Origin of the sequence: Sphingomonas sp. NFR15, assembly GCF_900103265.1 — a bacterium.
GTDB lineage: Bacteria > Pseudomonadota > Alphaproteobacteria > Sphingomonadales > Sphingomonadaceae > Sphingomonas > Sphingomonas pollutisoli.
In genome coordinates this window covers 128,570-154,501 of the sequence record NZ_FMWX01000008.1, presented here as the reverse complement: position 1 = coordinate 154,501, position 25,932 = coordinate 128,570, and the positions used below count along the sequence as shown (strand labels likewise).

Annotated in this window: 25 protein-coding genes; 14 read left to right on the top strand and 11 right to left on the bottom strand. The window is 65.5% G+C overall.

Going from position 1 to position 25,932, the window contains the following annotated elements; genetic code table 11:
* Positions 1 to 33: 33 nt before the first annotated feature.
* The 3 genes from BLS81_RS17175 to BLS81_RS17165 all read right to left on the bottom strand — a co-directional run bounded on the left by BLS81_RS17175 (position 34) and on the right by BLS81_RS17165 (position 2,895).
* Positions 34 to 945 (bottom strand): NAD(P)H-binding protein, encoded by a 912-nt coding sequence (locus BLS81_RS17175; protein ID WP_093225713.1) that lies wholly within the window; start codon positions 943 to 945, stop codon positions 34 to 36.
* A gap of 112 nt (positions 946 to 1,057) precedes the next feature.
* Positions 1,058 to 2,512: a catalase gene (locus BLS81_RS17170; protein WP_093225711.1), complete on the bottom strand. Its 1,455-nt coding sequence runs from the start codon at positions 2,510 to 2,512 to the stop codon at positions 1,058 to 1,060.
* A gap of 122 nt (positions 2,513 to 2,634) precedes the next feature.
* Positions 2,635 to 2,895, bottom strand: a complete 261-nt coding sequence (locus tag BLS81_RS17165) for a hypothetical protein (protein ID WP_093225710.1) — start codon at positions 2,893 to 2,895, stop codon at positions 2,635 to 2,637.
* Between the two features lie 194 nt (positions 2,896 to 3,089).
* On the opposite strand from BLS81_RS17165, the gene BLS81_RS17160 reads away from it, so the two are divergent.
* From BLS81_RS17160 to BLS81_RS17125, 8 genes are all read left to right on the top strand, one after another.
* Positions 3,090 to 3,935 (top strand): AraC family transcriptional regulator, encoded by an 846-nt coding sequence (locus BLS81_RS17160; RefSeq protein ID WP_176787229.1) that lies wholly within the window; start codon positions 3,090 to 3,092, stop codon positions 3,933 to 3,935.
* Positions 3,936 to 4,134: 199 nt separating this feature from the next.
* Positions 4,135 to 5,028, top strand: coding sequence for a helix-turn-helix domain-containing protein (locus BLS81_RS17155; protein ID WP_093225707.1), 894 nt, complete (start codon positions 4,135 to 4,137; stop codon positions 5,026 to 5,028).
* Between the two features lie 14 nt (positions 5,029 to 5,042).
* On the top strand, positions 5,043 to 5,561 hold the full coding sequence (locus tag BLS81_RS17150; protein ID WP_093225705.1) for a PaaI family thioesterase: 519 nt from the start codon (positions 5,043 to 5,045) through the stop codon (positions 5,559 to 5,561).
* 141 nt (positions 5,562 to 5,702) lie between these two features.
* Entirely contained in the window at positions 5,703 to 6,722 is a 1,020-nt protein-coding gene (gene tehA, locus BLS81_RS17145) for a dicarboxylate transporter/tellurite-resistance protein TehA (RefSeq protein ID WP_093225703.1), read from the top strand.
* A 156-nt stretch (positions 6,723 to 6,878) separates the two neighbouring features.
* The gene (locus BLS81_RS17140; protein WP_218123151.1) at positions 6,879 to 7,658 is read left to right on the top strand and encodes an enoyl-CoA hydratase/isomerase family protein; all 780 of its coding nucleotides are present in this window, start codon (positions 6,879 to 6,881) and stop codon (positions 7,656 to 7,658) included.
* Positions 7,659 to 7,936: 278 nt separating this feature from the next.
* Positions 7,937 to 9,526, top strand: coding sequence for a serine hydrolase (locus BLS81_RS17135; protein ID WP_176787228.1), 1,590 nt, complete (start codon positions 7,937 to 7,939; stop codon positions 9,524 to 9,526).
* 11 nt (positions 9,527 to 9,537) lie between these two features.
* Entirely contained in the window at positions 9,538 to 10,323 is a 786-nt protein-coding gene (locus tag BLS81_RS17130; protein ID WP_093225698.1) for a thiosulfate dehydrogenase, read from the top strand.
* Between the two features lie 169 nt (positions 10,324 to 10,492).
* Positions 10,493 to 11,236 (top strand): CPBP family intramembrane glutamic endopeptidase, encoded by a 744-nt coding sequence (locus BLS81_RS17125; protein ID WP_176787227.1) that lies wholly within the window; start codon positions 10,493 to 10,495, stop codon positions 11,234 to 11,236.
* Positions 11,237 to 11,250: 14 nt separating this feature from the next.
* Here BLS81_RS17125 and BLS81_RS17120 read toward each other — a convergent pair whose 3' ends face one another.
* A complete protein-coding gene (locus tag BLS81_RS17120; RefSeq protein WP_218123150.1) occupies positions 11,251 to 11,625 on the bottom strand; it encodes a response regulator transcription factor in 375 nt (124 codons plus the stop codon).
* 323 nt (positions 11,626 to 11,948) lie between these two features.
* Between BLS81_RS17120 and BLS81_RS17115 the strand changes: the two genes are divergently transcribed.
* The gene (locus tag BLS81_RS17115; RefSeq protein ID WP_176787226.1) at positions 11,949 to 14,327 is read left to right on the top strand and encodes a PAS domain-containing sensor histidine kinase; all 2,379 of its coding nucleotides are present in this window, start codon (positions 11,949 to 11,951) and stop codon (positions 14,325 to 14,327) included.
* 73 nt (positions 14,328 to 14,400) lie between these two features.
* Here BLS81_RS17115 and BLS81_RS17110 read toward each other — a convergent pair whose 3' ends face one another.
* Both BLS81_RS17110 and BLS81_RS17105 read right to left on the bottom strand, forming a co-directional pair.
* Positions 14,401 to 15,231: an alpha/beta fold hydrolase gene (locus BLS81_RS17110; protein WP_218123157.1), complete on the bottom strand. Its 831-nt coding sequence runs from the start codon at positions 15,229 to 15,231 to the stop codon at positions 14,401 to 14,403.
* 140 nt (positions 15,232 to 15,371) lie between these two features.
* Positions 15,372 to 16,148, bottom strand: a complete 777-nt coding sequence (locus BLS81_RS17105) for a cysteine hydrolase family protein (protein ID WP_218123149.1) — start codon at positions 16,146 to 16,148, stop codon at positions 15,372 to 15,374.
* Between the two features lie 216 nt (positions 16,149 to 16,364).
* On the opposite strand from BLS81_RS17105, the gene BLS81_RS17100 reads away from it, so the two are divergent.
* Positions 16,365 to 17,198 (top strand): alpha/beta fold hydrolase, encoded by an 834-nt coding sequence (locus BLS81_RS17100; RefSeq protein WP_093225689.1) that lies wholly within the window; start codon positions 16,365 to 16,367, stop codon positions 17,196 to 17,198.
* Between the two features lie 455 nt (positions 17,199 to 17,653).
* On the opposite strand, the gene BLS81_RS17090 is transcribed toward BLS81_RS17100, so the two are convergent.
* Entirely contained in the window at positions 17,654 to 18,607 is a 954-nt protein-coding gene (locus tag BLS81_RS17090; RefSeq protein WP_093225686.1) for a GlxA family transcriptional regulator, read from the bottom strand.
* Positions 18,608 to 18,714: 107 nt separating this feature from the next.
* Here BLS81_RS17090 and BLS81_RS17085 point away from each other — a divergent pair, with 107 nt between their 5' ends.
* The 4 genes from BLS81_RS17085 to BLS81_RS17070 are packed head-to-tail and all read left to right on the top strand — an operon-like array spanning position 18,715 to position 21,413.
* On the top strand, positions 18,715 to 19,509 hold the full coding sequence (locus tag BLS81_RS17085) for an SDR family NAD(P)-dependent oxidoreductase (protein ID WP_093225685.1): 795 nt from the start codon (positions 18,715 to 18,717) through the stop codon (positions 19,507 to 19,509).
* Positions 19,506 to 20,351: an alpha/beta fold hydrolase gene (locus BLS81_RS17080; RefSeq protein ID WP_093225683.1), complete on the top strand. Its 846-nt coding sequence runs from the start codon at positions 19,506 to 19,508 to the stop codon at positions 20,349 to 20,351. The genes BLS81_RS17085 and BLS81_RS17080 overlap by 4 nt, the downstream gene beginning before the upstream one ends.
* Before the next feature lie 22 nt (positions 20,352 to 20,373).
* Complete coding sequence (locus BLS81_RS17075; protein ID WP_093225682.1) at positions 20,374 to 21,144, top strand: SDR family oxidoreductase; 771 nt, start codon at positions 20,374 to 20,376, stop codon at positions 21,142 to 21,144.
* 26 nt (positions 21,145 to 21,170) lie between these two features.
* Positions 21,171 to 21,413, top strand: coding sequence for a hypothetical protein (locus BLS81_RS17070; RefSeq protein ID WP_093225680.1), 243 nt, complete (start codon positions 21,171 to 21,173; stop codon positions 21,411 to 21,413).
* A gap of 96 nt (positions 21,414 to 21,509) precedes the next feature.
* Here the strand turns inward: BLS81_RS17070 and BLS81_RS17065 are convergent, their stop codons facing one another.
* From BLS81_RS17065 to BLS81_RS17050, 4 genes are read right to left on the bottom strand one after another with little or no spacing between them, the layout of a single operon-like run.
* Positions 21,510 to 21,857 (bottom strand): carboxymuconolactone decarboxylase family protein, encoded by a 348-nt coding sequence (locus BLS81_RS17065; protein WP_371128299.1) that lies wholly within the window; start codon positions 21,855 to 21,857, stop codon positions 21,510 to 21,512.
* Between the two features lie 20 nt (positions 21,858 to 21,877).
* The gene (locus tag BLS81_RS17060; protein WP_093225679.1) at positions 21,878 to 23,212 is read right to left on the bottom strand and encodes a cytochrome c; all 1,335 of its coding nucleotides are present in this window, start codon (positions 23,210 to 23,212) and stop codon (positions 21,878 to 21,880) included.
* Entirely contained in the window at positions 23,209 to 25,368 is a 2,160-nt protein-coding gene (locus BLS81_RS17055; protein ID WP_093225677.1) for a xanthine dehydrogenase family protein molybdopterin-binding subunit, read from the bottom strand. The genes BLS81_RS17060 and BLS81_RS17055 overlap by 4 nt, the downstream gene beginning before the upstream one ends.
* Positions 25,358 to 25,813, bottom strand: a complete 456-nt coding sequence (locus BLS81_RS17050) for a (2Fe-2S)-binding protein (RefSeq protein WP_093225676.1) — start codon at positions 25,811 to 25,813, stop codon at positions 25,358 to 25,360. Before BLS81_RS17050 ends, BLS81_RS17055 begins: the two co-directional genes overlap by 11 nt.
* Between the last annotated feature and the right edge of the window lie 119 nt (positions 25,814 to 25,932).

Sequence of the window (25,932 nt, the reverse complement as noted above, 5' to 3'; positions counted from 1 at the left end):
GTCACGGGCTGCCGTGGTCGACCCGACCGGATCTCAACTCGGCTGCAGGGTTTTAATTTCCGGATCGATGCGGAAACCGTCCCGGTGTTCCTCCAACCAATCGGAAGCGCTTCGGGCGGGCCTTCCAAGCAGATCGTCGACCGTGGTCGTCGTCTCGGCTAGGATGCCTTCCCGAAATATGCGATCGAGCCCTAGCAGGAGATCTGCGACCATCTCACTCGCTCCGGTATCGACGAGCAGACGGCGATGATCCGCGACCGAACGATGCTGGTAGGTTACCGCTCGGTCGAGCAGGTGGGATAGCTCCTCGGCCACCTGTGGCATGCTGACACCGGCCGGCCCGGTAAGGTGGTAGGCCCGCTGCGACGACGGGAAACGGTCGTCGAGAAGGGCGATTCGCGCCACGTCGGCGACATCCCGCGTGTCGATCAGGTTTACCAGGCCATCTCCGGCCGACCCGCCCCAATCCCCCGCCGCGACCGGTCCCTTGGCACGCGCGAGGACATCGATGAACGAGCTGGGCCTGAGCATCGTGTAGCCGATGTCCTTTGTCGCCAGATATGCCTCGATCTCCATGTGCCAGTCGAACGGGTGGAGGCGCGTTGGCGGCCCCATCGCAGAGAGCTTTACGATATGGTCGACGCCCGCGGCGATCGCCGCGTCGATCAGAGCAATCTCGTTGACGACCTGCCGGTCTGATGTCCCGTGGGCGAGAAAAAGACGGTCCGCCCCCCTCATTGCCTCGACGAGGGTCTCGGGACGGTCGAAGTCTATCTCCGCTGGCTGCACGCCCGCCTGCGTCACATGGCCACCCGCGTTGCGCGTGAGTGCGGCGACGTCCACCGGATCGTTCGCCAGACGCGCGACGAGCGCACTGCCGACCCGACCGGTCGCCCCTGCTACCGCGATGCGGATCCGACCGCCATCCTTCCGTCGGTCTGTCATCGCCGCACTCCGTGGATGAACCGGTTCGCGTCGACGCGGCCATGTGCCTTGGTCGCGCGCGACACGATTTCCGGGCGCGTTACGCCGGCTTTGGCACTGGCCGCGGACCCGATCATTCGGCTGCCTGGTCGAGTTGGAGTCCGAGCGCCCGCGCGACGCCTGCACCGTAGTCGGGATCGGCGCGCGAGCAGTTATCGATGTGGCGCAGTTGGACCTCGACGCTCGCGCCGCCGATCGCCCGCGCGGTGTTTCCGAAGAGGGCATCCTGCTGCGACTGGGACATGTTCCTGAACAGGATGCCGGGCTGCTCGTAATAGTCCTCGTCGATGCGGTGGTCCCAGTGGTCGGCGAGATCGCCGATCTGCAGCGGGGTCTCCTTGAGTTCGGGGTGGTCCGCCCACATGCCGGTGCTGTTGGGCCAATAGGGCGTGGTGGCGCCGAGGTTGCCGTCCACGCGCATCTGGCCATCGCGGTGATAGCTGTGGAACGGGCACTTGGGCGCGTTCACCGGGATGGAGTGGTGGTTCACGCCCAGCCGGTATCGGGCGGCGTCGCCGTAGGAGAAGAGGCGGGCCTGCAGCATCTTGTCGGGCGAGAAGCCGATGCCGGGAATGATGTTGGCCGGCGAGAAGGCGGCCTGCTCGACGTCTGCGAAGAAGTTTTCCGGATTTCGGTTGAGCTCGACTTCGCCCACCGGGATCAGCGGATACTCGCCCTTGGGCCAGACCTTCGTGAGGTCGAAGGGATTGTGGCGGTGCTGCCGCGCCTGCTCCTCGGTCATCACCTGGATGCAGAGCTGCCAGCGCGGGAACTCGCCGCGGTCGATGGCGTCGAGAAGGTCGCGCCCGCTGCTCTCGCGATCCTTGCCGACGACCGCCTCGGCCTCGGCGTCCGTCAGGTTCTCGATCCCCTGGCGGCAGCGGAAGTGGAATTTGACCCAGACGCGGCGGTTGTCCGCATCGATCATGCTGTAGGTGTGGCTGCCGAAGCCGTGCATGTGGCGGAAGTCACGGGGGATGCCGCGCTCGGACATGACGATCGTGACCTGGTGGAGCGCCTCGGGCAGAAGGCTCCAGAAGTCCCAGTTGTTCTGAGCGCTGCGCAGCCCGGTGCGCGGATCGCGCTTCACCACGTGGTTGAGGTCGGGGAAGCGCAGCGGATCGCGGAAGAAGAATACGGGCGTGTTGTTGCCGACGACGTCCCAGTTACCCTCCTCGGTGTAGAACTTGACCGCGAAGCCGCGGATGTCCCGTTCGGCGTCGGCGGCGCCGCGCTCGCCCGCCACCGTCGAGAACCGCATGAACAACGGCGTCTCCTTGCCGATCTCGGAGAAGATCTTGGCCTTCGTGAAGCGCGAGATGTCGTGGGTGACAGTGAGGGTGCCGAAGGCGCCCGAACCCTTGGCGTGCATACGACGCTCGGGGATCACCTCGCGGTCGAAGTGGGCCAGCTTCTCGATCAGCCACACGTCCTGAAGCAGGGCCGGCCCTCGCGGACCTGCCGTCATGATGTTGACGTTGTCGACCACGGGCGTGCCCGCGGCTGTGGTGAGATCGGTTCGCTCCATGTCGTGTCCCTCGTCCGGAATGCTTCGTCGAGGGGAGCCTAGTGCGCTGGTCGTCGCTGAGGCATTCACCATGGGTGTGGCGCGGGGCCTACCAAGGTATGCACCGGGGCCGGGGCCGGGGGCTAGGCCCGGCTGGAAGCCAGATCCTGGATCTCGCCGAGGATGTCCGCCGCCTTGTGGCAGTTGTCCATGATCTGACTGAGCACCGCATCGATGTGTGCGATGTCGAAGACGCCGCTCGCGAGACGCCGCCGGATCAGACCGGCATGGATGAGATTGGCAGCGACCTTCTGCTTCGCATCGTGTGCGCTCGTCATCACGCCGGGTTCGGGCGCCTCGTGCCGGAATGCCACCGGGTTAAACTTCAACACCATGCCGTTCATGGGGACCTCCGTGACCCTTGTCTCTGCTGCGATCGGTTACCGGGAGACTGCGGCGACCGATTGCATGGAAAGGCCATTCGTGCATGCGACGGACATTGTCTTTCGGGGATGGCTGGTGACCAGGCGTGAAGCCTGTTTAGGTCCGGTTCGACACGACTGGACAGGCGGTGAGGATGACTGGTGAGGGATCCGGCGTGGCCGAGACCGACTACTACCGCCATGTCGCGTGCGACGATCGGACGACTATCGTCAGATCGTCCGCACTCGTCCGCTTCGAGACGATACGGGGGAACACCACAGGCACCATTTCCTGGCGGCTGCGGCAACCCGCGCTGACGCTCTACTGGTGGCATCAGGGGTTCGCGGCCTGTCGCGTGGATGTCGCAGGTGAACGGGTCTCCAAGCACGCTTCCGGCGATCTCGGGATAGCGCTGGTGCCGCCGGACGCGTCCTCCTTCGGTGAGTTCGATATACCCGGATCCTGCAGCTATGATGTCGCCTTCTTGGAGCCACTGCTGCTGGAGCAGGTCGACATGGCCTTCGGCGACGTTCCGCTGATCTGCTTCGCGGACGACGTGCTCAAATCAGGAATGCGCGACCTGTCCGGTTGGCGGCACGACGCCACCTTCGGCCTCATGGCGGAGGGTTGGGCATTGCAGGCGGTCGCGCGGATTGGCCAGGTGTTGGGCTCCAGGCCCATGTCGGAGACTGCTGCGCTGGGCAGGGGGCAGATCGGGCAGGTGCAGGCGTTCGTCGCCGATAATCTCGAGCAGCATCTGGGGCTGAGCGAATTGGCGGCCGTGGCCGGCGTTCCCGCGTCCGACTTTGCCGCAGCATTCCGGAGAAGGACTGGCATGACGCCCGCCGGATATGTGCGCATCAAGCGCATGGAGATGGCGAGGCGCCTACTAGCGATGACCGAATGGTCCGTCGGGCGGATCGCCGTGCGCGCCGGGTTCGACGATGCCGTGAGCTTCAGTCGTTCGTTCAGGGCATCGGAAGGGCTGTCGCCCGAGGAAGTCAGGATCCAGCGCAGCTGATCCCCCTACAGCCGGGCATACCATGGTATGCGTGGCCGAGTGCGCGAGCCCGCTGCTACCGTGAGGTGCTGCGTAAATTCCTGCAGCGGGTCCGCAGGAACAGCGCCGCGATGTCCAGCCTTTCCAAGCACCTGTTGATCGGGCGCGGCCGGCGGACGTGGAACGATGAAGTCTTTTTCCGACACGGGACACCCCACGGTTGAGCGAACCCGAGGACAGCAAGGACTATTACCGCTTCGTCACCGGTGTCGTCGCGGCACGGGCGAGCGCGATGAGCGCGACCGTCAAGGTGGAGTCTCTCGTGCGCAGCTCGACCGGGCCGATCGACTGGCGGTTCCGGCAGCGCGACTTCGCACTATTCTGGTTCAGGGCCGGGTTTCACGGGTTCGACGTCAGTGTGGACGGCTCGCAGACCAGGGTCAGAGAACCGGGCCGTCGCGGGTTGTCCCTATTTCCTGGCGACGCCGCCACCACGGGTGAGTTTCGGGCCAAGTCGGTGTGTGAGTATGATGTGATCTTCATCGATCGGGGGTTCGTCGAGGGAAGATCCACCTGCATCCTCGATCGCGAACTCGTCGGATTCGACGAGCCTAAAATCCGGTCCTCGTTAGTTGAGCTTACGAGCTGGAAGTCCGACGCCAGCTTCGGTCTGATGTCCGAAGGATGGGCGCTGCAGACCATCGCCCGCCTTACCGTGGCGCTGGGCGAGATCCCGGACGTCCCCACCGCGCGCGGCGGCCTGTCGCCAACGGCCATGCGCAGGATCGACGAATACGTCATGGCGAATTTGCACGTCGCCGTCGGCATGAAGGAGCTGGCCGCGATCGCATCGCTCAGCGTGAGGCACTTTGCCCGCGCGTTCAAGCAGAGCACCGGCGCGACGCCGGCGCGTTACATTTTCGACCGCCGGCTGGACCTCGCCAAGCGCCTCCTTGCCGAGACCTCCCAGCACGTGACCGAGATCGCGCTGGTCTGCGGCTTCAGCCATGCGCAGCACCTTTCGAACACCTTCCGCAGGGCGACCGGCAGGACGCCTACGGCGTTCCGCCGGATCGTGCAGGGCGCTCAGTCGCCTGCACATTACCCAACATAAGAGGAATTCGCGAAATGCTTGAGTACTCGATCCCGCGAGAGGTGCTCCGGACGCGCATCGTGGAGTGGCACGATGCCTCTGTTGTGCCTGCGCTTGTCGCAGGGTTGTCGGGCCTCGAGATCATGCGCGGCATCCGCGATGGCGTGTTGCCCGCCCCGCCGATGGCCCGCCTCCTGGGTTTCCGATGTGTGGTCGCTGAACCGGGCGAGGTCGCCATGCGGCTCGACCACGACCCGTCGATCGAGAACACGATGGGAATGCTGCACGGCGGGGCTGCCGCAACCGTGCTCGACACCGCGATGGGATGCGCCGCGCATACGACCCTTCCGCAGGGAAACGGGATCGTCACGCTCGATCTGAACGTCACCTACCTCCGACCGATAACCGTGACCAACGCACCGGTCACGGCGACCGGGCGCGTGATCAACGCGGGACGGCGGGTCATCTACGTCACGGGCGAGGTGAAGGACCGCGATGGCGCGCTTGTGGCGCATGCGGTCGGCAACTTCTCGATCGTCGGCGCGAGAGCCTGATGATGCCGCAGGCCGCGGAAGCCATACCAGCGTCCAGATTGGCGGCGGGGATCTGAAGGTTCACGACACGCTCGCAGGGCCATGCTCGCGGAAGGAGCGCCGCCCGCTCGAGATTGGCCCGCTTCTGGAAGGAGTTTCGTGATGGTTCAGCAGTCCGGTTCGGGAGGGCCCCCGATCGTCCCGGCCTCGTTCTTCGGCATCGTGCTGGGACTTGCTGGCCTGTCAAATGCGTGGCGCGCCGCGCATTCCGTATGGAGTCTTGCGGGTGTGATCGCAGACCTGCTTCTGGTCGCGGCGATCCTCGCCTGGCTGGTGGTGGGGTGTCTCTATGCGCTCAAATGGGTGTGGGCACCCGCGGTTGCCGCGCAGGAAGCCGAGCATCCGGTGCAATGCTGCTTCATCGGTTTGGCGGGCGTAAGCACGCTGCTGATTGCACAGGGCGTGCTGACATTCTCGCGGCCCATCGCGATCACGCTGTTCATCCTCGGGGCTGGGTTCACCCTGTTCTTCGCGCTGTGGCGCACCGGCATCCTCTGGCGAGGCGGGCGAAGCGATGCCGCGACCACGCCGGTGCTGTATCTGCCCATGGTGGCCGGTGGCTTCGTCAGCGGGACCGTCGCTGCGGCGCTGGGCTGGCACGAGTGGGGGCAACTCGCCTTCGGTGCAGGCTTCTTCACTTGGCTCGCCGTTGAATCGGTTCTTCTCCTGCGCCTTTATACGGCCGAGCCGATGCCGGCGCCGATCCGTCCGACGCTGGGCATCCAGCTCGCACCGCCTGCGGTCGGGGCGGTGAGCTATCTCGCGGTCGGTGCCGGCGTGCCGGACCTCATGGCGCACATGTTGATCGGCTACGGTCTGCTTCAGGCGATGCTGCTTTTGCGCATGGCCCGGTGGATCGGAGAGCAGCCCTTCGGCGCGAGCTATTGGGCCTTCACCTTCGGCGCCACGGCGCTCGCTGGGGCGATGGTCCGGTTGGCGCCTGCCAGTCCCGGCGGCGCGATCGCAGCCTTGGCTCCGATCGTGTTCGTCCTGGCCAATGTGGTGGTTCTGGTCATCGCCGTCCGGACGCTCCTCCTCTTGTTTCGCGGAGGCCTGTTGCCGCCGAACGCCGTGGCCGCCCAGCCATTTCGGTCCGCGGACGCACCGACCCAAGTCACCTGAAGCCCTACCGAGGTCCGGGGCGAACCCACCAAGCGTCGAATGGTTCGCAAGCGATGCGCTTGCGACTGTCCCGTCCTGATTGGTTGCCGGCGTCGAGTGCCACGGCCGCAGATCGGTTCATCACACTTCGGTCGAGGACGCGCAGCGATGCCCCATTTGAACTACGCGATCGACGGCCAGGTGGCCGTCATCACCCTGTCGAACGGCCCCCAGAACCGACTTTCCCCGCAGATGCTGGACGAACTCGATGCGGCTCTTTCTTCGATCGAGGACGGCGATGCGCGGGCGTTGCTTTTGCACGCCCAAGGTCGGGACTTCAGTTTCGGAGGGGACATTGTTCCCTGGCGTGACCTGAGCCCGCACCAGCTGCGAAATCTGCTCGAGCGCTTCATGCAGACCTTCAACCGGTTCGAGCGGATGGCTATCCCGACGATCGCGGCCGTCCAGGGCCTTTGTCTCGGTGGTGGACTGGAACTCGCCGTCCGGGCGGACATGATCTTCGCAGGCGAGAGCGCGCGCTTCGGGCATCCGGAACAATCGCTTGGGATCGTCACGCTGCTTGGAGGCATCTATCGGGTCGCGGAGAGGGCTGGACGAGCCAAGGCAATGGAGTGGGCGCTGACCTCGGAACAAGTTCCAGCGCGGGTCATGGAGCATCACGGCGTGGTCAACCGCGTGGTGGCGGATGATGCGCTCCTCGACGAGGCGATTGCATTCGTGACGAAGCTGGCGGCTGGTGCAACCCGCGCGCATGCGGCGCACAAGGCTCTCCTGCGCATTTGGGCGACGGGAGGCGTGTCTGCGGCCGACGAGGCGACGGCTGACATCGCTCTCCCGCTATTCGAATCTGAGGATGTCAGGCTTGCACTCCCGGCTTCGGTCGATGCTTTCAAGCGGGGCGAGCCTCGGCCGGCATTCGCATTCAAGGGTGAATGACCCCTCGTAGGGGTTCCGGCGGCTCAGGAGGGTCACGCTTTCGGACTAGAACGCTGACCAACGAGACGCGCATGTCGGTCGTCCAGCCGATAGCGATGCCCTGTCATCCCCGACCCGGGTCGCTCGCAGCCCTACCGAAGTCGGGGGCGGACCCGCCGAGCGTCTTATGGCTCGTCCGGGCTCAGGTTGCGAACATGCCGCCCAGCCACTCCCGGCGCCTGATGCGCCGACGACAGGTAGGGAAACAGACCATGCGCCTCGGACAATATTCTCGGTTGATGCTTTCGGCTGTGGCGGCCGCCTCGATGCCCGCTGTGGCCTTCGGGCAGACGGCGCCGGCCCCAGTGCTGCCGATCGTGCGAGGCGACTATCGGCTGGCCACCTATGGCGCGACGATCGACAAGCTGGTCGCCGACTTCATCGAGAAGCACAAGCTGCCCGGCCTGACGATGGCGATCGTCCAGGCTCCCTACATTCCCCGCTCGGCCGGCTACGGGAAGACGAGCCTGGATCTGGACGAACTCGCGTCGACCAAGACGATGTGGAACGTCGGGCCGGTGACGCAGGCGTTCACCGCTGTCGCCGTCATGCAGCTGAAGGAGATGGGCAAGCTGGAGCTGTCCGATCCAGTCTCGAAGCACGTCTCCGGCCTGCCGGCGGCATGGAGCCGCGTGACCATCCTGCAGCTCATGCAGCACAGCTCGGGGATCGCGGACTATCGGACCCATCTCGAGGATTCGAAGCGCTACAAGCCGCAGGAGCTCCTCGATCTGGTTCGGGCCGAGCCACTGCGTTTCAAGAGCGGAAGCCAGGTTGCGCTCAGCGCGACCGACGCGACGCTTCTTGCGCTTGTCATCGAACAGGCGAGCGGCATGCCCTACCGGGACTTCGTCCGGCGCAATCAGATCGAGCGCATGCACCTCGAGAGCACGATGTTCGCCGACGACTTCGGCGCGCGTGCGAGGATCGACCGTCCTGCCTCGCATCCCGGCGACAATCAGCATTCGCGCTTCAAGTCCGAGGAGCCCTTCATCAATCCGGTGGAGCCTGCGACGGGCTACCGAATGGTCGCGGGGCAAATGACCCGGATCGCGCCCGAGGCGTCGTCGAACCTGTTCGGCTTCGGTGACCTCTGGTCGTCGGCCGAGGACATCAGCAAGTGGGACATCGGCCTTGCGGGATCGACGCTCGTCAAGGAGCTTGCCGATCGCGACGTCATCTACATGCCGACCAAGCTGGCGGGTGGAACGATGGTGCCGGCGATGCTGGGCTGGGAGTTCACCCATCATCCCGGCTTCATGGAGGTGAAGGGGGATTCGCCCGGCTTCAGTTCCTACCTCAGCCGCTTCACGGCGTCGGATGAGCTGGTCTGCGTGACGCTGCTGACCAACAAGGAGGGAGTGGACCTGACGGTCCTCGCTCGTCAGATCGCACAGGCCTACCGGGCGGATCTCGGACCGGGTGTCGACCAGGCCCAGATGGTCGTTCAGGAGAGCAAATACGGGGCTGCGGACACGGTCTCGCGGATCCGGGGAGCCCTGACTGAGGCCAAGGTGCCGGTCTTCGCCACCGTCGACCACGCAGCAAATGCGCGCGGCGCCGACCTTCAGCTCCGTCCGACGACCGTCATCACGTTCGGCAATCCCAAGGTCGGGACGAAGCTGATGAACGAGAGCCAGGCGATCGGCCTCGACCTGCCGCTTCGGATGCTGGTCTGGGAGGATGCCCGTGGCCGCACCTGGGTCGGCTACCCGAACCTCGATACGCTCGCGGACCGCTACGGGATCAAGGATCCCGCCACCATCGGCGCGATGTCGATGTTCATGGACGGGGTCGCGCGCCGCGCCGCCAACGTCTACGCATACTGAGGGGAACCCACATGTTCGACCAACCCCTCGACAGGCGCCGGGCGTTCGCGCTGCTGGGTGGAGCCGCCGCGATGGCGGCTCTCCCGGGTGCAGGCTTCGCCCAGGCTAACCCGCAGCTCCCGGACGCCGTTGCATCAGGTGCGGGCGCATTGTCGGATCTGGCCCGCAGGCTGGCCGCGGCACCGCGCCGCAGAGGCTTCGACAAGGTTCCCTTCATGATCGACCGCAGCGATCTGTGGGATCACGAGGCCTCGGACCTCCTGCTGTCCTACCGTGGCAGCAGGAAGCAGATGTGGGAGGCTTCGGAGATATCGGCGGCGTGGCTGAACCTGATGCGCGAGGCCATGAACGGACAGGTCTTCGCTCACCGTCATCCGGACTTCCTCGCGGTCGCCGCCGTGCATGGCACGGCCCACCTAACGCTCTTCGAACAGAGCATGTGGGACAGGTATGGGCTGGCGGCGAATGCGGGCGGAAAGGCCGCTGCGAACACGTTCGTGGCCGAGCCGGCAGGAGTCTCGCCGACCGATGACCGGCAGAGGACCGATGGATTCTACGGCCCTGGCGGCAACAGCATCCGCACCCTGCAGCGGCGCGGTGCCGTGATGGTGGCGTGCCACGACTCCATTCACGCCATCGCCCGCGGTGTCGTGGGGAAGTCTGGGTCGGGAAACGCGGATCAGGTCGCGGCGGACCTCACCAACAACCTCATTGAGGGCGTCGTCCTCGTGCCCAGCGTCGTCGCGTTCATCGCCGAATTGCAGCATGCCGGCTTTACCTATGCAAAGGCCGCGTAAGCGCCCCGCGCTCGAGCCGGTCGAGCCCGCTAGCACCGCGTGGTTAGCCTCGCACCTGCCAGCGGCCGGCGGAGTGCTGCGCCAGGGGCCTAGGCGTCCGCTCCGCAGTCTTGTTTGGCTCGTCGCGCTGCTTGTCGTCCTGGCGTCAATCCTCTCGCTCCAGTCAATCGTGCGAGGATTCTATCCGAACCAGACGCTGCTGCTCGGGATCGCCTTTCTCACGGTTGCGCTGGCGTATGGCGCCTACGCGTTGCTTGTCCGCAGGTTCGAGCGCCGGGACGTGGACGAGCTTGCGCCCGGGCGACTTCCGATCGAACTGCTCGGAGGTATCGCACTCGGCGGCCTCCTCATGACGGCCGTCGTCGGCCTGCTATGGCTCGCGGGCGTTTACCAACTGGTCTGGGGGCGGTGGACCGATTGGCCGCATGATGTCCGGGAGACCTTGGGGACTGGCCTGCTTGAAGAGCTCCTCGCAAGGCTTGTGATCTTTCGGATGTTGGCCTGCGCCTTTCGCGTTAGACCGGCGCTGGCGCTTTCGGCGCTCATCTTCGGCGGAGCCCATCTCGCCAACCCGCACGCCTCGCTCATCTCGGCCCTCGCGATCGCAGTGGAGGCGGGGCTCATGCTGGCAGGATTCTACCTTCTGACGGGTCGGATCTGGCTTTCCGTTGGTGTCCATGCAGGATGGAACTTCGCGCAGGGCGCCATCTTCGGAGCACCGGTATCCGGCATGCCAAGCGACGGCAGTCTTTTTCGCAGCGTTCCAGACGGAGCGTTCGCGAGTTGGATCACCGGCGGCACATTCGGTCCCGAAGGGTCTGCGGTGGCTGTCGCGATCGGCTCTTCCGCATTCCTCGCGACGATGGCTTCGCTAAAGCGAAAAACCCGGCTGCAAAGACTTGGCGCCGGCTGACCGAGGAAAAGGCCTTAGGCGAAAATGCCTTGGAGATCGTCGATGAGCGCCTGCGAGTTGAACGGTTTGAAAAGCAGCTGACGGACGCCCGCAGATTTGGCCTGGCAGCTGATCTCTGGCGTTGGGAATGCGGTGATGAGAATAATGGGGGTGTTGCTGGAACGCACTGTTCGAGCGAGCTCCAATCCGTTCATACCTTTCATCTGGATATCGCTGATCACACAATCGACCCCGTCGCGCGCATCCGAGGACAGAAAGCTGTCCGCGCTGTCAAAAATAAGTGCCGTGTATCCCACGCTTTCCAGGAGATCGCCGAGCGACGTCCGGAGATCCTTGTCGTCATCGACGACGGCGATCGTGCGTGTGAAATTACGCGGTCGGGATTCCAAAGTTCAGATGCTCCAGACGGATGAGCGTGCGAGACGGCCTATCGGCCTTCACGCATTCGGGATGATGCGATTGTAGCTGACTAAAGAGAAGCGTACGACCGGCCCTGTGGTTCCGCTAGGGGGCCCGCTTTGTGGCTGGTATCATGACATACGGCGCCTTCATCGCGACGCTCTTCGCTCCGCACCCCGGTCTGACGGAATAACCCACCCCGCAGCCTTCCGGCATTCGTCCCGCAATGATCATGCGACGAGATTGGGCTCATGCGCTATGAGATCGTGCATGCGTGGCCATCAGGCGCGGCGATACGAAGATACGGTGGGGCATGAATGAAGGGGTGAGAAATGTCTTGATGTTGGCCGTGGCCGCGATCGGGGCTGCCGCTGTCTTCTGGATTGATAGCATCGCTGAATACGACTTTGCGGTCTCAATCCTGTATCTCCCAGTGCTGGTGCTTGTCTCCTTGGCCGCTGGTCATGCCACTGTCCTGCGCGCCGCGCAGATATGCGTGGCCCTGACGGTCGCCGCATGGGTCGTCGCCCACTTCGGACAACCGTCCCCGTCGAGCGCCCTGCGATGTCTCTTCGCCTGCATCGCCATCGGTGTGACGGCGGCGCTCCTTATCAGCCGAAAGCGACTTGAGGTAGCCAAGCGCGATCTTGAGAGAAGCAGGTCGGAACTCGAGTTGTTCGCCAACTCCGTGCCATTTGTGCTTTGGCGCTCCAATCCAGAGGGACGGATCGAATTGCTCAACGAACGTTGGACAACCGTCACGGGGCTTGATCGGCTGACGGTCATAGCAGAGCAAAACTACAACGACGTCGTCCATCCAGACGACATCGCGATACTCGACGAAACCGTGTCACATGCCGTTGCGACCCAGACTGTCACAGACCTGAAGGTCAGGGTTCGCCAGACGGATGGGTCTTACCGATGGATGCAGATCTACGACAACCCAGCCTATTCGCCGCTCTCGGACCGGGTCGAGCGATTTGGTGGGCTTTCAGATGTCCACAACGAGGTCATGGCGAAAGAGCAGCTGCAGGATTTGCGCGCTGAACTCGAGGACAGCCGTCGTGAGCTGATTAACTTCACTAACTCGGTACCGCAGATTTTATGGCGCGCCGACCGCCATGCCAACGTCGACTTCTACAACGAGCGCTTCACGGAGGTCACCGGTAGGGACCTGAACGCCGTCATCGAGAGGCAGGACTGGATCGAGGACTTCCACCCCGACGATCGCGAAGCCTATCTGGCCAATCTGGAGAAGTCGTTTTCCGCCGGCAAGGAGCTACGGGAGACGTTCCGGCTGAGACACGCTGACGGCAGCTACCGGTGGATGTCGCTGGTCGGGAGGCCGGTGCCGATCGCCGACGGATCCGACCAGATCCGCTACTATGGCGGCGTCTCCGACATCCATGACGAGGTGGCGGCCCATCAGAGGGTGCGGGACCTGAACGAGACGCTTGAGCAGCGCGTCGCCGATCGCACGACCGAGCTGCTGAGGACCGAGCGGCGCTACGCGGGCCTATTCGACGTCAGCAACATGACCTTCGTCGAGGTGGATTTCAGCGCCGCCGAGCAACGGATCGACGACCTGAAGACGCGAGGGGTGGCGGATCTTCGCGGATACATGTCGGCCCATCCCGTCGAACTTGCGGATACGCTCGGCTCGATCCGGACGGTGCGCGTCAACGAGGCGATGGCCCGTCTGCTCGGCTACGACGACGTGGCCAACCTGGTCTCGCATCCGGCAGCGGACCTCGCCGAGGATGGGGCCGAACTGCTGCTGCGGCAGCTGGAGATGTACTTCGCCGGCGTTGATCACATCGATGGCCCTGCGGTGCTCATCGGAAAGGGCGGCAGGCGGATCCCGGTCTACTACAACGTGACAAGGTTGGCGGACGGATTGCATCTCGCCAGCTGCGTGGATCTCACCGATCAGATGCGCATCGAGGAAATGCGGCGTGCCGCCCAATCGGAACTGGCGCGCGCTAACCGGGTCGCGACCGTGGGTGCGCTCTCAGCGTCCATCGCGCATGAGCTGAATCAGCCGATCGCATCGATCCTGATCGACGCGCAGACGGGGCTGCGCCTGGCTCTTCGGGATGTTCCCGACATCGAGAAGGTCGCGAGCATTCTGAAGCGTGTGGAAAGGACCGCGCAGCGGGTCGCCGGCATCGTTCAGAGGACGCGTGAGAACATCGTCGCCGGTCGCCGAGCCGTGGAGGAAATCGATCTGCGGCGGCTCGCCGAGGATACCAGGGATCTCCTCGCACACGATCTCGCCGGTGCCGCGACGACGCTGCAGATAGACAGCCCGCGGAGTATCCCGCTGATCAAGGGTGATCCGGTCGAACTGCAGCAGGTCCTCGTGAATCTTGTCAGCAACGCGACCGATGCGATGCGGGATCAGGGCGGCCAGCGCCGGATCACGATCCAGCTGCTCGAGGAGGGAGAGCTGGTCCGGGTGCGTGTCATGGATACTGGGCCGGGCATTCCCGACGAAGACTTTGAGCGGATGTTCGAGCCCTTCTTCACGACGAAGCCCACGGGCATCGGTATGGGGCTGCAGATATGCCGCTCCGCCATCGAGGCCATGGGTGGCCAGCTGTCCGTCACGAACGTCGTCGGCGGAGGCGCCTGCTTCTCCTTCGACCTTCCGGTGGCGACGGCCGAGGACGAACCCGCGCCAAAGGCCTGAATGCGGAGACGCCCCCGAGGATGTCCTCGGAGGCGCCGCTTCTTCGGGGACCGGAACGTCCGGCCCCGATGGGTCAGGCCTTGATGAAAGCCAGGATGTCCGGGTTCAGGACGTCGGCATGGACCGTCAGCATGCCGTGGGGATAGCCCCTGTAGACCTTCAGCTCGCCCTTCTTGAGGAGCTTGATCGCGAGGAGCGCCGCGTCGGCGATTGGCACGACCTGATCGTCGTCGCCATGGATGACGAACGTCGGGACGCTGATCGCCTTGAGGTCCTCGGTGAAGTCGGTTTCCGAGAAGACCTTGATGCAGTCGTACTGCGCCTTCGCGCCGCCCATCATGCCCTGCCGCCACCAATTCTGGATCGTGCCCTGGATCACCTTGGCACCCGGGCGGTTGAAGCCGTAGAAAGGGCCGCTGGCGATATCGAGATAGAGCTGGGCGCGGTTCGCCGCGAGCGCGTTGCGGTAGCCGTCGAACACCTCCATGGGGCTGCCGCCGGGGTTCTTGTCCGACTTGACCATGATCGGCGGAACGGCGCCGGCGAGCACCACCTTGGCGACGCGGCCGGCCTTGGCACGGGCTGCGTAGCGGCAGGCTTCCCCGCCGCCGGTCGAGTGGCCGATGTGGACGGCGTTCTTTAGGTCGAGCTTGTCGGTCAACTCGATGACGTCGGCCACGTAGGTGTCCATGTCGTTGCCGGTGTCGGTCTGCGTCGAGCGGCCGTGGCCGCGGCGATCGTGCGAGACGACGCGGAAGCCCTTGCCCAGGAAGTAGAGCATTTGGTTGTCCCAGTCGTCCGACGACAGGGGCCAGCCGTGATGGAAGAAGATCGGCTGAGCGTCTTTGGGACCCCAGTCCTTGTAGAAGATCTCAGTGCCGTCCTTGGTGTTGAAGGTTGCCATGGTCATGTCTCCTTTGATGTCTGCGGAATTGCCGGCGATGGAACAGGCGGGGAGGGTGGCGACGAGGCCGAGAGCGGCCATCCCACCGAGCAGCTCGCGCCGGGTGGTGTCTGGCGTCCAGCCGAGTGTCGAAGGCCCGCTCACGCCGCTTGGCCCAGTTTCGCGACGGCTTCGTCGGTCGACCAGAGCGCATTGGCGAACCAGCGGAAGTTGAGAAGCGCGGCCGCATAGGCGTCGCCCTCCGGAATCTTGCTGCCGGCCGTGGCATCGCGGACTACGGCGACCTCCAATCCGTGTTCGGCGAAGTCGCGCAGATGCGATTCGACGCAGAAGTTCGCGGCCATGCCCGCGAGGATCACCTGCGTGGCACCCGTCTTGCGCAGCTGGAAGAGGGTGTCGTTGGTCTGCGGCCCGGCGATCTTGTGCGGGGAGCAGACGATGGTGCGCCCGTCCTCGATCACGTCCTTGAGGACCGGGAGCCAGTCTGCGCCGGAGCCTTCGAACCCATCGACCGACAGCGGATCCTGGCGTTTGAACATGCCGAGCTTGTGCATGAGCGCCTCGCCCGGGGCGTTGAAGCTCCACCGGTCATCGTGCGGATAGTAGTAATGGGGGGAGATGATGATCGGAATGCCTGCGTCGCGCGCCGCCACCATCAGTCGCCGCAGGTTGGGCACGGTGCCCTGCTCGGCGATGCTTTCGGCGAAGACCGCATAGGCGGCACCGTCCTCGCCGAGGAAGTCGATCTGCGGATCCGTGATGACCAGCGCGGCCTTGCTCTTATCGAAGACGAAGCTGCTCGGGGGAAGCGCGGGTTCGGGCGGATCGGCATAGGCCGGGTTGCTGGGCGTGTAGGACATCGCGTTCCTCGTTGCGGGTTCCCCACGACGATGCGCGCTGCGCAGGCTGCCCGCCATCCTACGAGGGACGGCGGAGGCCCATACCATGGTCGGCTCCCGAGCATCGGCGCTTGGACGGCGGCTCCACGAACTTGGTCGTTCTCGGAGATCTTCGGCGTGTCGCGGCAGGTGCGAAGGGGCTCGTTACCGTCCAGCCGACGCCCGGCCCAGACCATCGTATGTGTCGCCCGCGATGGTTGATGACGGCAAGTGTTCGCCGAGAGGAGAAGCGTAATGCATGGCCATCGCACGGCACCAACCCAGTTCGTCGAATCAGGCGAGACCAAGTTCGCCTACCGCCGCTTCGGAAACGCGGCGGGCGGCCAGATCGTCCTTCTCCAGCACTTCACCGGTGGTCTGGATCATTGGGATCCCATCCTGACGAATGGTCTGGCGCAGGATCGCGAGGTCATCCTGGTCGACGTTCCTGGCATCGGCGGTTCGGTCGGCACCACGCCGCAGACGATCGAAGGCATGGCGGCCGCCATCGTCGAGTTCGTCGATGCGATCGGTCTCGACACGTTCGATCTGCTCGGCTTCTCCATCGGCGGCATGGTCGCCCAGGCCTTCGCAAAGGCGAACGCCCCGCGCCTGAGGCGCCTCATCCTGTGCGGGACCAGTCCGCGTGGTGGCGAGCCTTCCCGCTACATGGAGGAGGTCCGGCGGCGCGCGACTGGCAACGCCGGCGAGGATGACATGCTTTGGCTCTTCTTCGGCCATTCGGAGACCGGCAAGGCAGGCGGTCGCGCGTTCATGGCGCGCCGCGCGGAGCGGACCGAGGACCGGGATCCTCCGTCCAAGCCGGAGAGCATCATGTCCCAGGCCCTCGCGGGCCGCGACTGGTTGGAGCCCCATGGTGAGCGCTTCGCGGATCTCGCCGCGATCACGATGCCCACGCTCATCGTCAACGGCACCGACGACGTGATGCTGCCGACGATCAACTCTTTCCACCTCCAGCAGCACATCCCCGATGCCCAGCTAATCATCTATCCGGACGCGGGCCACGCCGCGCAGTTCCAGCATCCGGAACTCTTCCTCAAGCATGCAAGGATGTTCCTCGAGGGTTGAACCGCTCTCGCCCGGGCGATCCCGTCTCAAAAGGGGGAGAGCGGGCGGCGGCACAGTTAGACCAAGAGGGCTCGGGCGCATCCCGGGCCCTCTTCGGCTTCCCGGTCGTGAAGGGCCGGACCGTCCGCTGGGGACGCCGTCGCCAGCATGCGTTCGGGTGCACCGAGGTTGCCGCACCCTACCAAAGCACAGGGTCGCCAGACCGGCGGACAGCTGTCCTGGGTCACGTCCGGAGACGATATTCATCGTGACCGGGCCGGCCACACTCTCCCCCCCGACGCTGCTCTGCCCCCTGCAGCGGGCCGGCCCGGCACCCCAGACCGAGAGGTTGGCGATGAGCATTCGTGGATTGCGGCTTTCGGAGACGGTCCTGCGGGCGTCGATCGGATCGCTCGGCCTCGCTGTGACGCTGCTCGTCGGCATTTTCATTCGGGGATGAGAAATTGACCTTCGCCTCACGCCTCTACGAGTTCGCCGGCGTCCGCGCCGCGTGCTGCTCTGCGGATGACCTGCGGCGGCTGCCCGAAGGCGCGAAGGAAGGCCCGCCGCATGCGATCGCGATCCGCGAAGCCCGTCTGCCGGGCGACCACGTCGATGGAGTGGTTGCTGTCCTCCATCATCGTCCTTGCGGCTTCGAGGCGAAGGTTCTCGACGGCCTTGGCGGGCGACTGCCCGGTCTCCGTTTGGAAGGCGCGGCTGAACTGCCGCGGCGAGAGGTGGGCCACGTCGGCAAGGTCCTCGACCGACAGTCTGCTGGACAGGTTCCGGCGCGCGAAGGTCATGACCGCCTGGATCCTGTCGGACTTCGGCTCGAGTTCGAGCAGCGTGGAGAACTGTGACTGGCCGCCGCTGCGGCGATGATAGACGACCATCTTGCGAGCGACCTGCCGCGCCGCGTCCAGGCCGAGGTCCTCCTCCACGAGCGCGAGCGCGAGGTCGATGCCCGCGGACATTCCGGCCGAGGTCCAGACGGGACCGTCCGCTATGAAGATGCGGTCCTCCTCGACCCTTATCCGGGGATACTTCTCCGCCATGGCCCGCGCATACATCCAGTGCGTCGTCGCCCGTCGGCCATCCAGCAGGCCCGCCTCGGCGAGGACCAGCGCTCCGACGCATGGCGCGGCGATGCGGCGCGCGAAGCTCGGCGAGCGACGGACGAACTCGACCACCCCAGACGTGGCGTCCTCCATGCTGCCCCCGACCACCAGCAGATCGAGCTGATCTCCAGCGAACCGCGTCGTCATGATCTCAAACCCGACCGAGGTGCGCACCGGCCCCCCGTCCTCGGAGAGCATCGCGACGTCGTAGACCGGCGCGCCGGCCTGCAGGTTCGCGATCTCGAACACTGTCGAGATGGCGAGGGTGATCGGGGAGTAGCCCGGGTGGATGACGAAGCCGACCTTGCGCATGGGTTTTCGTCCGAATGTCCTAATCTGTCGTTTCTATGTCATTTCGGACGCGACCTGACAATCCTAATTCGCAGTTAGCCGCACGATGCGGTTTCGAGGAGGTTCTAATGAGCAGCATGGGCACGGCGCTGGTGACGGGCGCTTCAAGCGGGATCGGCGCGATCTACGCCGACCGTCTGGCGAAGCGCGGGTATGATCTAATCCTGGTGGCGCGGAACGCGGATCGGCTGCAGGCGGTGGCGAAGCGGATCAGCGACGAGACGGGCAGGGCGGTCAACGTCCTCGCGGCCGACCTTTCCGACCGAGACGACCTGTTCCGGGTCGAGCAGGTCCTGCGGGACAACGCCGCGATCACCATGCTCGTCAACAATGCTGGCTTTGGTGGCGTTACGCCGCTTCTCAATTCCGATGTCGAGCGCATGGAGCTGATGATCGATCTGAACGTCACCGTGCCAATGCGTCTCGCCTACGCGGCCGCGCCGGCCTTCGTCGCCCGCGGGACCGGAACGATCATCAACATCTCGTCGATCGTCGCGATCGGCCCGGAGATCCTGAACGGGGTATACGGTGGCAGCAAGGCCTTCGTCCTCGCCTTCACCCAGTCGCTGCAGCATGAGCTGGCCGACAAGGACGTCCGCGTCCAGGCGGTCCTGCCGGGCGGAACGGCGACTGAGCTCTGGGGTATCGCCGGCGCAGGCGACTACGCCAACAGCCCGCTGGCGATGCCGGTCGAGCTGATGGTGGATGCGGCTCTCGCGGGCCTCGATCAGGGTGAAGTCGTGACGATCCCGCCGCTCGAGGACGGCGCGCTGTGGGACGAATACGAGGCGCTTCGCCGCCGCATCTCGGGCGATCTCGCCCATGCGCGTCCCGGCAGCCGCTACCTGGCCGAAGTCTCGTGACCGCGGAAGGTGAGGGCGTCGCCGGGATGCCGGCACCGGAGACCATCGATTTCGAAGGGCTCTCGGTGAGGTTGGTGAGGGGCGGCACCGATCGCGGTCTGCCGATCCTCCTGACGAGCCCGTGGCCTCAGAGCGTTCTCGCCTTCCGTTTCATCTGGGATGCCCTGGCGGAGCTCGGGCCCTTGATCGCGGTCGACCTACCGGGTTTCGGCCGGTCGGACGCGAGTTACCTGGCCCTATGCCCATCGGGAATGGGCGGTCTCGTCGTGCGGTTGCTGGACCATCTGGGGATCCAGCGGTGCCATGCGGTCGGGCCCGACGTCGGCACTCCGGCACTGCTCTTCGCGGCGCATGAGGCCCCTGATCTGTTCGCGACGATCACGGTCGGCAGTGGCGGCACGGACATGTCGCTCGTCGGCGACCGCCTCCGCGGCATCATCGAGGGCCCGGAGTCCGGGCTCGACGTCGGCGATGACGCGGCGGCGATCGTCGAGGTCATCAAGGCGCTCAGCGCCTTGGAACCCTCTGCCGAGGTGATGGAGGACTATAGGCTCTCGTCGGCACACGGGCGGTATCGGGAGGCTGCGCAGTATGTCCGAGCCTACCCGCGCGATCTCCCGCTGCTCCAGGGTTTCGCTGGCGGGATCGGGTCGCCCGTTCTCGTGATCTCGGGTGCCGACGATCCCTTGGTGCCGCCTTCCAACGGCGCGTTGCTGGAACGGCTGATCCCCGATTGCAGGCATGAAGTGCTGAAGAGCGGTCACTTCGTCTGGGAGGATGCGGCCGCAGCCTATGCCTCCCTCGTCTCGGAATGGATCCGCACGGGCGGCCGAGGCGACTGAGCTTTTTCCCTGGAGAACTGAAATGCAACTCACCGACAACACGATCCTGGTCACCGGTGCGACGTCCGGCATCGGCCGCGCGCTGGCCGAGGCCTTTCACGCCAAGGGAAACCAGGTGATCATCGCTGGCCGACGACAGGCGCTTCTGGATGAAGTCACCGCCGCCAATCCCGGCATGGCGGCCATCCGCCTGGACATCACAGATTCGGCCAGTATCGAGGCGGCGGCGGCTGAACTGATCGCCAAATTCCCGGCAATGAACGTGCTCGTCAACAATGCAGGCATCATGCCGTTCGACGACGCTTCGAACGCGATGGATGACGCGGTGAGCCAGCAGATCCTGACGACCAATCTGCTGGGGCCGATCCGCCTGACGTCGGCCCTGATCGAGCACCTGAAGGCGCAGCCGCGCAGCGTCATCATCAACAACACCTCGGTGCTGGCCTTCGTGCCGCTCGCCGGCAACGCGGTCTATTCCGCGAGCAAGGCGGCGCTGCACAGCTTCACTATGTCGCAGCGTTTCATGCTGCGAGACACCTCGGTGCGCGTGCAGGAGATCGCTCCGCCATGGGTCGATACCGACCTGATCGTGAAGAGCGGTGACCCGCGCGCGATGCCGCTCGATGCGTTCATCGCGGAGACGATGGCCAAGCTGTCGTCCGACGACGAGGAGATCATCGTGGATTCCATCCAGGCGTTCCGCGACAATCCAGGCTCGGGTGAGCACGCGGTCGTTAACGGCTTCAACGCGGCGATGATCGAGAACCCGATCCCGACGGCCGCTGCGGCGTGAAGCGACCGGCGCCCTTTCCGACCGCAATGCCTGAGACAGGCGTGGCTGAGAGGGCGCCTAACGCGACTTCCCGAAACCGGCGTGGGCACCTCGTCGCCTGCGCGATCCTCGTTGCCGTCGCTCTGATCGTCTACTTCACGGTCATACACGAGATCGCCGATGGCGCGGTGGCTTTGATACTGGGCTGCCTGACGTCGCTGACGGTGGCGCCGATCATGCTGAAGTCGCCGGCGGCGCGCCGTTCCGTGCGATCGGATCTCTGGCACTGAGATCGACGAGGTGCTGACGGGATTTCGACGGGATCCGCTCGAATACGCTTCGAAAGGAGTTCGCGGTCGGGAGCCTGGCTCCCGACCGCGTCCGTTTCAGGCCTCTGTCGAGGCTGCGAAGGCGTCCATTGCGCGGGTCGAGTAGACGAGACCTGCACCGGCGTTGAGTGAAATGGCCACGCCCAGGGCTTCGGCGAGCTCCTCCTCTGTCGCTCCGGCCTCGCGGGCCGCCTTCGTGTGGACGGTGATGCACCCGTCGCAGCGCAGTGTGATGGCGCAGGCGATGGCGATGAGTTCGCGCGTCTTAGGATCGAGGTGCCCCGTCTTGGCGCCGGCACCGCCGAGCATGGCGTAGCCGCGCGTCGTGTCCGGCGTGAGCTTGCCGAGGCCACCGACGCCGGCGAGCACCTGGTCGCGATATCCGTTCCAGTCCATCATGTGCATTCTCATTCTCCTTTTTAGAATTATTCCTCGCGCATCCGCTTCACGTCGGACGCGGTGATGCGGGAAGGCTTCGCGCCGAAGCGCGCGGTGACGTAATTCGCCACGTCTGCGATCTCGGTGTCGCTATAGGCGGCGGCGAAGGATGGCATGTAGGCGCCGGGGCGTTCGGGCGTGCCGCCGGTGCCGTGCAGGATCATCATCGCGACGTTGGATGCCGACCCGTCGTTGACGGCACGGTTTCCGGTGAGCTGCTGATCGCTGGTGATCGCGCCGCGGCCGGACCACGCGTGGCAGCTCGCGCATGCACCCTCGAAGATGCGCTTGCCCGGCACGTTGCCGCTCGGCCCCGCGCTTGCGGCGGCGGGCGCGGGACCGGCCATCGCGGGCGATGCCTTGGTGCGGACCGGCGGAATGGTGCGCAGGTACGCGACCATCGCTGTGATGTCGGAATGGGTGAGGCGGCTCGTGCTGAGCTCGACGGCCTCGGCCATCGGTCCCGAAGCCACGCCACGCCCGGTCGCGTGCCCCTTGGCGAGATACTCGGTCAGCTCCGCGTCAGTCCATTGACCGATGCCGCTGAGCCGGTCGCCGGAGATGTTGTAGGCATTCCAGCCTTCGGCCTGGCCACCCGCGAACTTTCTACGCGTATCCATCGCCTGCATGAGCGTGCGCGGCGTATGGCACTCGCCGCAGTGGCCGGCGGCCTCCACCAGATAGGCGCCGCGATTCCATTGGACGCTGCGTTCGCGCACCGGCTCGAAGCGCCGGTCGGAATTGAAGAACGCGCCCCATATCGCCATCAGCCAGCGCTGGTTGAACGGGAACGCGAAGGTGTTCGGGAGGTTGGCCTGCCGCACGGCCGCGAGCGAACCCAGATACCGCCTTATCGCGATGACGTCGGCGTCCGTAAGCATCGTGTAGGAGGCGTATGGGAAGGCCGGGTATAGTCGCTGGCCATTGCGTCCGATGCCCTTGTGGACGGCGCGCAGGAACTCAGCGTCTGTCCAGGCGCCGATCCCCGTCTCCCGGTCGGGCGTGATGTTCGGGGTGTAGATGGTCCCGAACGGGAGCTTGAAAGGCCGGCCACCTGAGAAGGGCCTACCGCCTTTCGCCGTGTGGCACGCTGCGCAGTCGGCGGCCTCCGCGAGATACTTGCCCCTCGCGAGAGGCTCGGCCTTGGCGAGTTCCTCCGGCACGCCGGCGATGCCGCTCCGACCGTAGTCCGCGAGCGGGACGCGCGTCCCTCCGGCGAAGTCGAGAGCATCCGGGAGGAAGAGAAGCCTCCAGGCGACCACCGCGGCCAGGATCAGCGCCGCACCTCCCAGGAGCAGCCAGTTCCGGTAGCGGCCGATCATGCTCGGGCTCCCTTGGCCAGAAGGGACTGGTCGATCGGCATCCTCGTCAGATGGACGCCGGTCGCGGCATAGATCGCGTTCGCCACTGCGGCCTGGACCGACACGGTGCCGGGCTCCCCGATGCCGCCCGGCGGCTCGGCATTGCGGATCACATGGACCTCGATCCGGGGCGTCTCGTTCATCCGGAGGACGCGGTAGTCATGGAAGTTGCTCTGCTCCGTCCGACCGTTCGAGATGGTGATGCGGCCGTGGAGCGCTGCCGAAAGTCCGAAGATGATGCCGCCCTGGATCTGCGAGACGATGCCGTCGGGATTGACGGGCGTGCCGCAATCAACCGCGGTGGTCATGCGCAAGACCTTGACCGCGCCGTCCTCGTCGACGGCAACCTCGGCGATCGTGCACAGGTAGGTGCCGAACGCGAATTGCAGGCTGATACCTCGGCCCTGTCGGTGGGGAAGGGGATCGTTCCAACCCGCCTTCTCGGCTGCCATATCTAGGACGGCACGCGCGCGGAGGTGCTTGCCGATCATCGATCGGCGGAGATCCAACGGGCTACGGCCTGCCTCGTGGGCGACACGGTCGACGAAGCTCTCCGTGGCGAACACGTTCATGTTCGGACCGACGCCCCGCCAGAATGCCGTGGCGATCCCCTTCGGCTCGTGCCGGACCCAGGTGACGTAGCTTGCCGGCAGGTCGTAGGGCGTCTCGGCGGCGCCATCGACCGCGTCGTTGTCGACCTTTCCATCGAAGGCGGGCGGGAGCCAGCGTCCGACGACGGTCGGACCCGCGACCTTGTGACCCCAAGCGACCGGCCTGCCGTCCTCGAGGCGTGCCCTCATCCAGCTGCCGTATAGCGATCGATAGGGCGCGCGGGCGATGTCCTCCTCGCGCGACCAAACCACCTTCACCGGCCCGTCGACGTGGCGGGCGATGCGGACGGCCTTGCGGACGCCGTCCACCTCCAGACGCCTGCCGAAGCCGCCACCGATAAGGTGGTTGTGCACGACGACCTTCTCAGGAGGCAGTCCCGCCTCCTCGGCGGCGGCGCGCTGTGTCATCGTCATGACCTGGGTGCCCACCCAGACCTCGCACCGTTCCGCGGTTACGTGGACGGTGCAGTTCATCGGCTCCATCGGCGCGTGTGCGAGCAGCGGGAGGTCGTAGAATTCCGAGATCACCCCTTCGCCCGAGAGCTTGGAGCTGGCTCCCGTGTCGACGGCGACATTGCCATCGGCGCGACCGGCCTCGATCAGCGCCTCCCTGAGCGTTTCGGTCGATAGCGAGCCGAACTCGCCGTCGCGCCACTTGATGTCGATCGCGGCGAGCGCGCGCATCGCGCCCCAGCTGGTGTCGGCCACGACGGCGACGATGTCGTTGAGCACGATGATCTGGCGCACACCGGGAAGAGCCCGCGCCTGGCTGTCGTCGACACGCTCGACGCGGCCGCCGAGGACGGGTGCGCAGGCAAGGCTGGCGAAGCGGACACCCTCCGGCATCGCATCGATGCCGTAGCGCAATGAGCCGTCGGTTTTCGGCCGCGTGTCGAGGCGGCGATGCGAACGTCCTATGAGCCGGAAGTCCTCCAGACGTTTCAGCTGAGGGGCGGAAGGCGGCGTCTCCCGCATCGCCGCGGCGGCGAGCGGGCCGTAGGAGGACCGGCGTCCGCTCGCGTCGTGAATGACTTCACCGGCCTCGGTTCGACAGGTCGAGGGGTCGACCCGCCAGCGGCGGGCGGCGGCGCTCACCAGCATGGCGCGCGCGCTGGCGCCGACCGTGCGTAGCGGTAGCCAGTAGCCGCGCACGGAGGTTGAACCGCCGGTCGCCTGCACCTTGAAGATCGGATTGCCGTAGAGCTTGTCGTTTGCGGGAGCCTCTTCGAGCGTCACCTCGTCGAGTGGGAGGTCGAGCTCCTCCGCGATGAGCATGGACAGGGCGGTGTAGATGCCCTGACCCATCTCCGTCTGGGGCATGATCAGCGTCGCCCGGCCGTCGGACGTGATGCGGATGAACGCGTCCGGAGCGAAGGTGGCGGACGCTCCCCCCGAGATGGCGGCGATGCTGGCGCTGCGCAGATTCACGCCGAGGAGCAGGGCGGTTCCGCCGATGGCGGCCGCACGGAGGGCATCGCGCCGGGAGACGGACGGGTCAGCCACCATTGGCGGCCCGCTTGATGCCCTCGCGGATGCGGACATAGGTTCCACAGCGGCAGATGTTGCCCGACATGGCGGCGTCGATGGCCTCGTCGTCGGGGTTGGAGTTGCCTTCCAGAAGCGCGACGGCCGACATGATCTGCCCCGATTGGCAGTAGCCGCACTGGATGACCTCGAGGTCTAGCCAGGCCTTCTGGACCTTCGCGCCGATCGGGCTGGCCCCTATGCCCTCTATGGTCGTGATCGAGCGCGCACCCACCGCGCTGACCGGCAGCCTGCAGGAGCGGACGGGGGAACCGTCGACGTGCACGGTGCAGGCGCCGCACTGGGCGATACCGCAACCGAACTTAGTGCCGGTCAGTCCGAGGACGTCGCGCAGCACCCAGAGCAGCGGGGTGTCGCCGTCCACCTGCGCTTGGCGCCTATTTCCATTGATGCTGATCTCGAACATGCCGTCCTCCCTGCTGGGAGGAGTTTGCCGTGCCTGCGACGAAGGTCACAGACATACCTCGGTATGGCCCTGGCCGCACTTGGCTGAAGAAGGACGGGTGCCGGTGGCGCGTCCGCTTC

Bases quoted from the DNA above. Each gene is read 5' to 3' on its own strand.
- BLS81_RS17130 (WP_093225698.1), top strand. From the start codon at position 9,538: ATGTTCGACCAACCCCTCGACAGGCGCCGGGCGTTCGCGCTGCTGGGT.
- BLS81_RS17090 (WP_093225686.1), bottom strand. From the start codon at position 18,607: ATGCGCAAGGTCGGCTTCGTCATCCACCCGGGCTACTCCCCGATCACC.
- BLS81_RS17105 (WP_218123149.1), bottom strand. From the start codon at position 16,148: ATGGCGGGCAGCCTGCGCAGCGCGCATCGTCGTGGGGAACCCGCAACG.
- BLS81_RS17085 (WP_093225685.1), top strand. From the start codon at position 18,715: ATGAGCAGCATGGGCACGGCGCTGGTGACGGGCGCTTCAAGCGGGATC.
- BLS81_RS17070 (WP_093225680.1), top strand. From the start codon at position 21,171: ATGCCTGAGACAGGCGTGGCTGAGAGGGCGCCTAACGCGACTTCCCGA.
- BLS81_RS17165 (WP_093225710.1), bottom strand. From the start codon at position 2,895: ATGAACGGCATGGTGTTGAAGTTTAACCCGGTGGCATTCCGGCACGAG.
- BLS81_RS17150 (WP_093225705.1), top strand. From the start codon at position 5,043: ATGCTTGAGTACTCGATCCCGCGAGAGGTGCTCCGGACGCGCATCGTG.
- BLS81_RS17110 (WP_218123157.1), bottom strand. From the start codon at position 15,231: ATGGCAACCTTCAACACCAAGGACGGCACTGAGATCTTCTACAAGGAC.
- BLS81_RS17065 (WP_371128299.1), bottom strand. From the start codon at position 21,857: ATGCACATGATGGACTGGAACGGATATCGCGACCAGGTGCTCGCCGGC.
- BLS81_RS17075 (WP_093225682.1), top strand. From the start codon at position 20,374: ATGCAACTCACCGACAACACGATCCTGGTCACCGGTGCGACGTCCGGC.
- tehA (WP_093225703.1), top strand. From the start codon at position 5,703: ATGGTTCAGCAGTCCGGTTCGGGAGGGCCCCCGATCGTCCCGGCCTCG.
- BLS81_RS17115 (WP_176787226.1), top strand. From the start codon at position 11,949: ATGAATGAAGGGGTGAGAAATGTCTTGATGTTGGCCGTGGCCGCGATC.
- BLS81_RS17055 (WP_093225677.1), bottom strand. From the start codon at position 25,368: ATGGTGGCTGACCCGTCCGTCTCCCGGCGCGATGCCCTCCGTGCGGCC.
- BLS81_RS17135 (WP_176787228.1), top strand. From the start codon at position 7,937: ATGCTTTCGGCTGTGGCGGCCGCCTCGATGCCCGCTGTGGCCTTCGGG.
- BLS81_RS17175 (WP_093225713.1), bottom strand. From the start codon at position 945: ATGACAGACCGACGGAAGGATGGCGGTCGGATCCGCATCGCGGTAGCA.
- BLS81_RS17060 (WP_093225679.1), bottom strand. From the start codon at position 23,212: ATGATCGGCCGCTACCGGAACTGGCTGCTCCTGGGAGGTGCGGCGCTG.
- BLS81_RS17100 (WP_093225689.1), top strand. From the start codon at position 16,365: ATGCATGGCCATCGCACGGCACCAACCCAGTTCGTCGAATCAGGCGAG.
- BLS81_RS17170 (WP_093225711.1), bottom strand. From the start codon at position 2,512: ATGGAGCGAACCGATCTCACCACAGCCGCGGGCACGCCCGTGGTCGAC.
- BLS81_RS17050 (WP_093225676.1), bottom strand. From the start codon at position 25,813: ATGTTCGAGATCAGCATCAATGGAAATAGGCGCCAAGCGCAGGTGGAC.